The following is an 11591-nucleotide window of genomic DNA, read 5'->3' as shown; positions in this document are numbered from 1 at the left end:
GTGAGTGTAATCAACGACGAAAATCTTAAATTAACGTATGTTGGTTGCCAGATAGGTCGTCATCCGGATTAATAGATAGATAGCTAAGTGGATCACTGACACCCTGGTCAATCCCCGATATTTCTATTTGATCTACATCTTCCTGAGCCGATTCTGAAAATTTGTCCGATTTGGATGAATCTTCGTTCTCGAGATAGTTTTCGAGAACAGAAACGAGATCACCCTGTCCCTCAAACAGGTCATAAGCCAGTGCGTCGGGCATCGCCGCTTCGTCGCCGCTTATCCGCGCCATGTCCTCGAAGCTGGCAAGCATCATGAGGCCGTCAGGCGCTCCCGTGATCGCCATCGCCGGCAACGCGCCGCCCGGATCGATCGTGTCGAGCGCGATTGTCAGCTCGGCAGTGGCGGTTTCACCGTTCGGATGCTGGACCTGATAGGTAAAGCTGTCGGTCAGGTCGCCTGCCGAATATGCGAGCGCCGGATCGGGCTCATAGTGATAATTTCCGGCCTCGTCGACAGTGAGCGTTCCGTGATTCCCGGTAAGCGTCACTGGCGTATCGCCGATCTCGGCGAACCCGCTCCCGCTATCGACAAGGATGGCATTGAACAATGTTCCCGTGATATCGTTCGCCAGCAAGTTGCCGTTGGCTGCGGCCACAGCGTCGACCTGGAATTCGGTGAGGTTGGTCACCGCCTCCGAGAGCACAACGTCGGAGTCGAACCCGGTACCGAGTCCCGTGGCCGCGACCTCGATCGTGTAATTCCCCGGCGGCAGGTCGTCAAAGGTAACACTCGCGCTCACCAGTCCGAGCAAATCGAGCGCCGCGGTCACACTCCGCGTGTCGATCGTCGCTCCGCTGTCGGTATCGGTCAGCGTCACCGTGTAGGTCGGGAACAGCGTGATCACGCTGCTCACGGCAATATTCACCGTCGCGTCGGATTCGGTATCCGCCGCGACCGTGAAGCCGGCGCTGTCGCTCTCGGTCCCGATGATGCCGTTGCTGAGCAAAAAGAGTGGCGTATCTACCGTGTCGACCGTGTTTTCGAACAGGACCGCCGCGCTGGCGCTATCGTCGGCTGCCGCGAGACCCGTGGATGCGTCGTCGCCAGGCGCCCCCCAGCTTAGCTGGGCGTCCGGGCTTCCGATCTCGACGACCAGCACCGCGCTTTCCTGCGCTCCGTCGGGTCTTTCGATCGTGTAGGTGAACGAGTCCGCTGCCCCGATATTCGCAGCGTCTTCATTCGGGGTATATACATAGCTGCCGTCAAGGTCGATTACGAGCGTGCCATGGTCGCCTGAGACGACCGTGCCGTCGGCGGTGACATCGGTCGTGGTGCCATCGAAGGTCACACTCGCGACCACCGTGCCTACCGGCGCCAGATCGGTTTCACTCGCGGCGTTCGTATCGGCGATCACATTGCCTTCGGCAGTGACCGCGACGATATCCGCGATGTCCGTGAAATCATTGTCGGTGCCCGTAACGTCGAGCGTGCCGAGCACACCGACTCCGACAAGCCCGTCAAAGGTCACGAACGCCCGATAGTCACCGGCACCCAGGCTTTCGGCAGCGGTCAAATCGCCGCCAAGCAGATTGAGTTCGAGAAGCGTCGCCGCACCCTCGCCGCCAACGCCCACCCAATTGCCGTCGACCAATTGCTGAACAACGATCGTGTAATCCGCGGCAACCCCGATATCGAGAACGCCGCCGTAATCGAACTGTGCATCGAGCGTGTGGCCGTCATCGACGCTGAAGGTCAGCGCATCGATACCGAGCAGTTGCAGCCCTGCGACATCGAGCGAGAGATCGACGTCGGCGAGCCCGAGAAGCACCAGATAGTTTGCGGTGCCAAGATCGACATCGGTCGTTACCGGTACGAGGTCGAGGGCGGCACTGGCAAGATTGTCGAAGGCGTCGAACTGGTCGGGCGCAGTAACAGCGGCAGGATCCGACTCGTTGCCCGCCGCATCGGTTTGCGTGACGGTGAGATTTTCGCCGTTCGTCTGCGCCGGGATCGTGACGCTGTAACTGCCGTCAGGCTCGACTGAACCCGTGCCAAGCACGGTCGTGCCGTCGACATCATAAACGGTGATGGTTGCGCCGGGCTCGCCTACCCCCGTCACGAGCGCACCCGTGCCATCGTCAACATCGGCCGTAGGCGCGTCCGGCGCGGTTAGGTCGGGCGCTTCGACGGCTGTCGGAAGCGATTCGTTTCCAGCGGTGTCCGTCTGCGTGACCGTGAGATCCTCACCATTCGTCTGGGCGGGGATGGTGACGCCGTAGCTACCGTCCGGCTGAACCGTGCCGGTGCCAAGAATGCTCGTTCCGTCGATATCATAGACTGTGACTGTCGCACCGGGTTCGCCGATCCCGGTAACCTGGGTTCCAGTCGCGTCATCAACATCGGCGGTCGGCGCATCGGGTGCCGTGAGATCGGGGGCAAGCGTCGCCGTCGGCAGCGATTCATTACCCGCCGCGTCGGTCAAGGTAACGCTCAGTTCCTCACCATTGACCTGGGCGGGAATAGTGACGCTGTACGTCCCGTCGGGCTGGACCGTGCCGGTACCAAGGACGGTAACGCCATCGGTGCCGTAGACCGTCACCAAGGCATCCGGCTCGCCGGCGCCCGTCACGATCGTGCCGGTGGCATCATCGACATCGGCCGTCGGCGCCTCAGGCGCATCGGTATCCGCGTCTGCATCAGCATCTGCGTCTGCGTCTGCGTCTGCGTCAGCGTCGGCATCCGCGTCAGCGTCGGCATCCGCATCCGCATCCGCATCAGCATCGGCATCGGCATCGGCGTCGGCGTCGGCGTCCGCATCGGCATCAGCATCCGCATCGGCATCGGCATCGGCATCCGCATCAGCGTCAGCATCCGCATCAGCGTCGGCGTCGGCATCCGCATCGGCGTCCGCATCTGCATCGGCGTCCGCATCCGCATCCGCGTCAGCGTCAGCATCAGCATCCGCATCGGCATCCGCATCAGCGTCAGCGTCAGCGTCAGCGTCGGCGTCGGCATCTGCATCGGCGTCCGCATCAGCGTCGGCATCGGCATCGGCGTCGGCGTCCGCATCGGCATCCGCATCAGCATCCGCATCCGCATCAGCGTCGGCATCAGCATCGGCGTCGGCGTCGGCGTCGGCGTCAGCGTCAGCGTCGGCGTCGGCGTCAGCGTCAGCGTCAGCGTCGGCATCGGCGTCAGCGTCGGCATCCGCGTCAGCGTCCGCATCCGCGTCGGCATCCGCATCAGCGTCAGCATCCGCGTCGGCATCCGTATCATCCGAGCCTCCGCCGCCGGCCGCGGCCGCAATTCCTCCAGCGCCCAGCAGGCCCAGGGCGGGTAGAAGTACGCCGGCACCAGCGCCACCTGCGTCCGAAGCGATCGAAGATCCGGCCACGAGCTCGCCCCAATCCGTCAGCTCGAAGTACTGCGTCGCATCGCCAGGGCGCGCCAGCCACATCGCACCGTCGGGTTCCTGCAAGACAATATCGTTGCCGATCCCGTCGGCCGTTGCAGAATAGAAGTCGACAATCCGGATTGTTTCACCGGAACGCAGCTCGATCAACAGGTCGCCGCCCTGCCGCTGCATGCTTTGGACATCCTCGCGGCTCAACTGAAGCCGTACGACGCTCGGTTGATCGAGATCGATAGAATCCAACGCGACGGATTGAACCTCGCCACTATTTTTCTCGAAGATTTCCGCCGGCATCGCTTATTCTCCACATACAGACGCAATGGGGTACCTTCGCCGCACATAAGGCAGCAAAGATATATAATATTTCTCCGCAATAACGACGGAGATGAGAGAATATTAATTTGCATCAGACTATGGAAATTTTGAACCTGTGCAACGAATTACAGGCACAAAGTTCCGATATTGGAATGGATTATCAATTCGTGCCAAGATGGCACGTCTATCGTCTACTTTTTACGAATTTTGATGATCCACTGGTCCAAACGTCTGGATCGCCCGTGAGCCGACACGGGGTTACCCCCCAGGTTAGCGCTGCCGGTGCCGAACGATATGATCGACCACCGGACCCGCGGTAAAGCCGTGAATCATGGTGGATAGCAAGATCGTGAGCGCGATCGTCGCCCAGAGCGACCCCTCGTTCACCAGTTCCAGATGGCTTGCGGCATAGCCGAGATAGTAAATGGAGCCGATGCCCCGTATGCCGTAAAAGGCGATCACGAGGCGTTCGGCCTGGGGTAATTCGGTCCGGAGCATGCTGACCCAGCCGGCCAGCGGCCGCACAACGAACAGAAGGCCGAGCGCGATCGCGGCATGCGCCCAGTCGAGTTCGACGAACAAGCGAGGAAATGTCGCCCCGATGAGCATCAGGAGCAGCGCCGTAAGCGCGAGCTCGATCGCCTCGTTGAAGCCATGGAGCTCGCCATGGAACGCGTGCTCCGCCTCGACGCGGCGCAGCACGACCCCGGCTACGAAGCAGGCGATGAAGCCATAGCCTTCGGCAAGTTCGGTCATCCCATAACAGAGCAGGACACCCGCGATGGCCAAAAGGCCGGATGCCGTGTCGGCGAGAACATTGCCGCGCGGGATCACGAACAGGACGCGTCCCAGCACCCAGCCGACGGCGGCACCCGCGGCACAGCCCACAGCGATGCGATACAATACGTCCAGCAACAGCCATTCGCCCAGCATGGCAGCTGAAAAGCCGGTCGTCCCCACCAGCAGTCCGAGGTAGACAAAAGGGAAAGCGAGGCCATCGTTGAGCCCCGCCTCGGTTGTGAGAGCAAAGCGCACCGGATGCTCGCCCCCTTCGGTGGGTGGTCCCACTTGCACTTCCCCGGCAAGCACGGGGTCGGTGGGTGCCAACACTGCGCCAAGCAGGAGTGCGCCGGCAAGCGTCATGCCGGCAAAGGCGAACCCCATGAAAGCGACTGCCGCTATGGTGATCGGCATCGCGATTACCAGAAGCCGGATCGTCGGCCGCCATCGCCGATAGTCGGTGACGTTATCGATCCGGATGCCGGTGCCGAACAAGGCGACGATAACGGCGAGTTCGCTGGAGAGTTCCCAGAAAAGCGGCGCCTGCCGCGGATCGAGCGCCTGCGATATACCGGGGAATATCCAGTGGACGCCGATGCCGAACAGGATAAGCAATGCCGATGCGGCAGGCTCGCGTCCGGACAGAAAACGCGGGAGCCAGAATGCGGCGATCATACCCGCCCCGACAAGCGCCATCCCGAGATGATAGCTGCTGAGATCGAAGAAGGGTTGGTCTTTCATCCGTCCTGCAATGACAGTCGTGGAGCAAAGGAAACGCTGCGGCGCGTGCCACCGTTCCCCCGAACCCGTCCGCCTCCTAAGCGGACGACTTGAAACCGTGCGCGACAACGCGATCCGTGATGTGCGCGACGAGACGCGGCAGGCCGGGTGTGATCGCGCTGGCAGACGGAAGAGGCCGAGGCGACGCATGTCACCTCGGCCTCTCCCCACGAGAATCGCTTCCGATCGGGTCGCGTGATCAGAAAGCGATGCGCGCAGTAACCCTTGCACCATGGGCGTTGCGATCCGATGCCAGCGTGCCCGTATAGGCGGCACCGAGCCGGAACAGGCCCGAGGTGAATTCGAAACCGGCTTCGACCTCGGCCGAATTTTTGGGGATCGCGGTGCCAAGGATATCGAACGCCGGTCCGCCGGTTGTGAAGCGCGACACGATCGGCGCGCCACGGTCGCCGGATGCGCGGTTCCATGCGGCCGAGACATAGGGCTGGAAGCCCGGTTTGCCTGCATTGAACTGCGCCCGCGCGCCAAGGCTGAAGAAGGTCGTCTTCTGATCGGCCTTGCCGACCGTCAGCGCCGCATTGCCGCCAGTTTCGGCAAAGGCATCGCTGCCGGTGTCGACATGCGCCAGCCGGGCGAAGGGCGTGATCGCCATGCTGCCGGTGACGATGTCGTACCCGATTTCGCCAAAGACCTGCAGCGTGTCGGCGTCGCGCGTCGACGTCAGCGTCTGCGCGAGCGGTGCGCCCGCGATGCCCCGACTGCTGTCGATATCGTGCCAGGCATAGCTGACCCCGACGGTACCACGCAGCCCCTCGCCGCTGCCATAGGTGGCGTGCGCGGCAAGATATTTGCTGTCGACCTCGGCCCGGTCATTGCGGCTGTCGAAACGGAAATCCGAACTGCCGATCCCTGCCGAAAGCGCCGCGGCGAAGCCGTTGCCGCCGATGCCGACCCCTGCGATCAGGCCCTTGTGATCGGTGTCCATCGCGAAGTTGCTGCGGTTGGCATCGAAATCGCCCCAGCTGCCGAAGGCTGAGCCCCAGACGAAGGCGCCGCCTTCCTCGGGTGCTTTCATCCCCATCAGGCTATTGCGCAGATGCCGGCTGTCGTCGGTCAGGCCGCTGAGCGAACTGGCGAGGATTTCGCCCGACAGATCGCCGAAGCTTGCCTGCGCGGTCGCGGCATTCTGGACCAGCACCGCTTCGTAGAGCGGGTTGTCCGCCCCGAGCGCCTGGACCGTGGTCGCCACGCTCGCCTGGTTGAAGCCGACCGCGATATCGGCGAAATCGATGTCGTTGCGATAGAGCGACAGCGTCACCGAATTCGTGCTGTATCGCAACAGCGGGTCGAGAAAGGCAAGATCGCTCGTCACCGTCCCGAAGGTGCCAGTGATGCCGCCCGCGCCGGTCAGGATCACATAGTCGGTCCGCCCGTTATATTCGCCATTCTCGGCGAGGACGGCGACGCTCGCCGTGCTGTCGATCGTGACCGCGCCGGTGGCGTCGAGGCGGTCAGCCTCGCCCGCGGCGTTGACTTCGACTTCGTAGGTCGAGCCGGCGGCAAAGGCGAGATCGCCGTTGACCGTCAGTTGGCCGATCGAATTGCCCGGCGCAAGCGTGCCGCCGTCGCCGACCGTCGTCGAACCCACGCTGCCGTTGCCGCCGAGCGTGCCGCCGCTGTTGACCGTGACCGGTGACACGATCGAACCGTTGACCGCGAGCGTGCCGCCATTGACCGCGGTCGGGCCGGTATAGCTGCTGTCGCCAGTCAAGTTGAGCGTCCCCTCGCCTTCCTTGACCAGGCTGCCCTCGCCCGAAATGTCGCCACCGAATTCGGAGTTCCCGGTCTGCGCGACGGTCAGCTGGTTTTCGCCGATCACGACGCTCGCGCCCTCGTCGCCTTCGAGCCCGCCGATGGTCTGGTCGTTGCCCGTAATGTCGAGCATGCCGCCTTCGCCGAGGTCGAAACTGGTCTCCGGGTCGATCATACCGCCGATCCGCACCGATCCGCCGAGGATGTTCGTCACGCCCTGAAAGGCATAGTCGCCCATGAAGGTCAGGACGCCGTCGCCCTTCTTGTCGAGCGTGCCGCTGCCCGAAAAGGCGCCAAGGAAATCATAATCGTCGGACCGGTTGAACACGAACCGGCCGTCGTTGACGATATTGCCCGCAAAGCTGCCCTCGGTCCCGCCGACACCCAGCTCGAAAAAGCCATTGCCCTCGGTCTTGACGTCGCCCTGAAGCACCCCGGTCAGCACCAGCCCGCCGTTCGAGATGATCGTGCCGCCGGTGTGCGCGATGTTCGCGGTATCGACGGTGAACACGGCATCGCCGATCAGCTGCAACTGCCCCGCCCCGTCGATCGTCAGTTCATCGAGCGCCGAGACGGTTTCGTCGGTACCGAAGTTGAGCACGAGCAGGCCGTCGGTCCGCACGTTCGAGGTGAGGATCGGCGAGGAGGTGTCGCCGTCGCCCAGATCGACCTCGTTGACCTGGAGCGCGCCGCTCTCGGCGATCGCGACATTGCCGAATTCGCCGACATATCCCGACGTCGACCAATATCCCGCCGCGACATCCAGCGTCTCGAAGCCGCTGGCTGCCGTAAGCCGCTGCGCCTGGGTCAGCTCGAGGACGTCGCCGTCGAGCGTCAGCGTATCGACGCCGTCGCCGGCATCGACGAGGCCCGAAATCGCGCTGCCGGTCTTCAGCGTCACCATGTCGTCGAATGCACCGAGCAGCGCCGCGACGCCGTTGCCGCCGGTGATGGTGCCGCTGTTGACGAGGCTGGTCGGCGCCGCCGTCGATTCGACGCCCGTTCCGGCGCTCTGGATCGTACCGGCATTAATCAGGTCGAGCGTGCCTTCGCCGCTGGCAAAGACGCCATAGGCCTCGCCCTCGATCACCCCGCTTGCGCTGTTGTTGATCGTCACGTCGCCGAGCGTGCCGTGGAACACGCCAGTCCCCGCCACGCTGGTGATCGTGCCGCTGTTGTCGAGTGTTGCGGTCGAAAGATCGCTGCCGAAGCCGACGCCGTAGCCGTTGAGGCCGTCGTCGCGGGTGCCGGTGATGGTGCCGCTGTTGACGAGGCTGGCAGTCAGCCCACTGCGATCCTCGCCCGGGTCGGTGTTGATCGCGGTGCCCTGGATGAACATCCCGCCATCGGCGCCAGTGATGTCGCCGGCATTCTCTACCGCCCCGCCGCCCGACAGGATGATCCCGAAACGCGTCCCGCTGATATCGCCGCCTTCGGCATTGACGACCGAGGCGCCGAAATCCTCGTTCGCCTGATCGGTGAAGGCATACATCGAGATGCCGTCGGAGAAGGTGGTGCCCTCGCCGCGGATCGATCCGCTGTTGGTGACGGTGCCGCCCCCGATCAGGCGCACGCCGTCGTTCGCCTCGCCCAGGATCGTGCCGCTGTTAGTCACCTGGGTGCCGATGGCGAGACCGACGAGCGCGCCGGCCTCCTCGTCGAACAGCGAAGCGGTGGTGATACCCGCGCTCGCGCCCGAAATGGTGCCGCTGTTGGTCACGCTCGACGCCGCGGTGCCGATGGTGATTCCGGCGTCGGGCGGTGCGGCAAAGCCGTCATAGGTGCCGTTACCGCGGATGGTGCCCGCATTATCGACCGCGAGCGTGCCGCCCGCGCCGCTGTATATGCCCGATGTGGCGCCGGTGATGACCCCGCCTTCTTCGTTGGTCACGCTGAGGTCGGCGAGCGAGCCGTGGCTGACGCCCTCGGCATATTCACTGCTGATCGTGCCGCTGTTGACCAGCGTTGCGGTCGACATGTCGCTACCGAAACCGACGCCATAGCCGTCGGTGCCCGTGCCGCCGAAATCGCCGAGTCCGATAATCGTGCCGCGGTTGACGACGTTTGCAGTGAGCCCGCTGCGCTCTTCGTTGGGGTCGGTGTTGAGTGCGGTACCCTGGACATAGACACCGCCCGACGCGCCGATGATTTCGCCATCGTTCACGACATCGCCGCCGCCCGACAGGATGACGCCGAAGCGGACGCCAATGATCCGCCCCGCGCTCTCGTTGGTAACGAGCGCGCTATAATCCTCGTTCGCCTGGTCGGTATAGGCGAACATCGACACGCCATCGGCGAAGGCGTCGATCTGGCCGCCGATCTCGCCGCTGTTCGTCACGCTGCCGCCGCCGATCAGACGCACGCCATCGTCGTTATATCCGTAAATGGTGCCGCTGTTGACCACGGTTGTCCCGGTCGCGAGGCCCTGAAGCTGTCCGGTCGCGGGGTTGAAATAATTGGCGGTCGTGATGCCGAAGCGGTTGCCGGTGATGCTGCCGCTGTTGACGACCGAGCTGACCCCGCCCGAAATCGTGACGCCCGCGTCGGGCGGCGCGTCGAAGCCCGGATTGGCCCCGTCGCCATGAATGGTGCCTGCGTTGGTGAGGTCGAGCCCGCCGAGTTCGGCATGAACACCCGACGCCCCGCCGATGATCGTGCCGTCTTCGGCGTTTTCGATGACCGTTGTGCCATCGTTTATCGATGCATAGACGCCGTCGCCGGACGCGCCGGCGATCGTGCCGCTGTTGGCAACCGAGAAGCTTTCCAGATTGCCGAAACCGACGATGCCGTCACCCGCGACGCCGTTGATCGTGCCGCTGTTCGTGATCGCCCCCGTCAGGGGGGCTTCGCCATTCTGGATCAACACACCCGTGCCGTTGCCGTCGATCGCACCAGCATTGTCCACCGTGCCACCCGAAGACAAGGCGACGCCGGCGCGCACGCCGGTGATCTGCCCTGCGGCGCTGTTCGTGACGCTCGACACATAGGTCGCCGGATCCTGCCCGTCATAGGCGTACATGTTGACGCCGTCGGACTGGGCATTATTGAGGCCGCTGATCACGCCGCTGTTGATCACCGTGCCGCCGCCGACAAGCCGCACGGCGTCATTATTGTTGCCCAGGATCATGCCGCTGTTGGTCACCGCGGTGTTGGCTGCAATGAACGCCCCCGGACCCTGCGGCGTCGCCGGCTGCGCATTGGTGACGATCCCGAACTGCCCGCCGCGGATCGTCCCGCTGTTGGTGATCGCGCCATCGGCCGTCAGGATGTTGATCCCGTTCTGCGAATCGCCACGGATCATGCCCGCGTTGTCGACTGTGAGCTTGCTCGTCCCAGCCTGGATGCCGTTGCCGCCCGATGCGATTTCGGCGCCTTCGCCATTGCTGACGATCAGTTCGCCGTTCGACTGTCCCAGGATCGCCCCGGCGGCGCCGTTGATAATACCTTCATTGTTGATCGTCGTCGTTTCCAGCGCGCCGCCCGCGAGCACGCCGAAAAAGCCGAGGACGACGCCCTCGTTGTTCAGCGTCGCGCTCCGCCCGGTCTGGTCGGGCGTCGCGCCCATGACGATCCCGAAGGGAATCTGTGCGCCGGGAATAGCCGGGTTGAACTGGCCGGTGGCCTGGATCCGGCCGCCCTCGTTGTTGATCGTTCCGCCGCCCTGCAAAACGACGCCAAAGGTCTGCCCCTCGATGATGCCCGTGTCGATGTTCGTGACCGTGCCGACGCCCGTGACGTCCTCTGCGATGGCGTCGGGGAATTCGGTAATGACGACGCCGATGCCGTTGACCCCGCTACCCGGCGCGCCGTTGAAGCCCTGGATCACGCCGTCATTGTTGGTGACGCTACCGCCACCGGCCAGCGCAACGCCGGTGCCCGCGTCGCCGCGGATCAGCCCCGTGTTGACGACAGTGGTGTTCGCTGCGCGCGCTTCGGGCGGCAGTTCGTCGTCATTTTCGTCCTCGCTGAAAAAATATGAGGTGGCGATGCCGTTGGAACCGCCCGTAATGTCCCCGCTGTTGGTCACACTCGACCCGGGCTGGGCGATGACGATCCCGCCGCTCGGCCGGCTGTCGATGCTGCCGATGCTGGTGCCGTTGCCGCGAATCTCGCCGGCGTTGTCGACCGTGACGGGGCCGTTGTCGGCGTAGATGCCGATATCGCTGCCTACGATTTCCTCATCCTCGTCGACCACGATTTCCAGCAATTCGGGCTGGTCGTTGTGGATGCCAAAGGATTCCTGGGCTCCGGCGGGCGAAATCACCTGGCCGATGGACAGGCCGACGACTGCGCTCGTGGCGAGCAGGCGTGACTTGGAAATGCGTGACATCATCTTTCCCCCTTGACGTGACAGGCAAGGCAAGGGGTTCGTCGGAGAGCCATTTGGCTCTCCGACTGGTCCACCCCGCCTCAATGCTATGCGCCCTCAAGCCCTTCGGGTTCGATCGCCCCGGCTTTGTGCGCGATGACTAGAAGGAGGCGTGGCGTAGCGTCTACCCAATGTTTTTTAGGGTAATTTTGCGACGGG

The 11591-nt window shown here is 63.6% G+C and carries 3 protein-coding genes; all 3 read right to left on the bottom strand.

All coding sequences use genetic code 11. From position 1 onward, the window contains the following. Positions 1 to 25: 25 nt before the first annotated feature. On the bottom strand, positions 26 to 3709 hold the full coding sequence (locus ATE71_RS22200) for a BapA/Bap/LapF family large adhesin (protein ID WP_058803892.1): 3684 nt from the start codon (positions 3707 to 3709) through the stop codon (positions 26 to 28). A 291-nt stretch (positions 3710 to 4000) separates the two neighbouring features. Beyond that, positions 4001 to 5251, bottom strand: coding sequence for a cation:proton antiporter (locus ATE71_RS13595; protein WP_058803890.1), 1251 nt, complete (start codon positions 5249 to 5251; stop codon positions 4001 to 4003). 238 nt (positions 5252 to 5489) lie between these two features. Beyond that, positions 5490 to 11396 (bottom strand): autotransporter domain-containing protein, encoded by a 5907-nt coding sequence (locus tag ATE71_RS13590; protein ID WP_058803888.1) that lies wholly within the window; start codon positions 11394 to 11396, stop codon positions 5490 to 5492. Between the last annotated feature and the right edge of the window lie 195 nt (positions 11397 to 11591).

The sequence above is a fragment of the Sphingopyxis sp. H115 genome, from assembly GCF_001468465.1.
Classification (GTDB): Bacteria; Pseudomonadota; Alphaproteobacteria; order Sphingomonadales; family Sphingomonadaceae; genus Sphingopyxis.
This window is presented reverse-complemented; position numbering and strand designations above follow the sequence as displayed.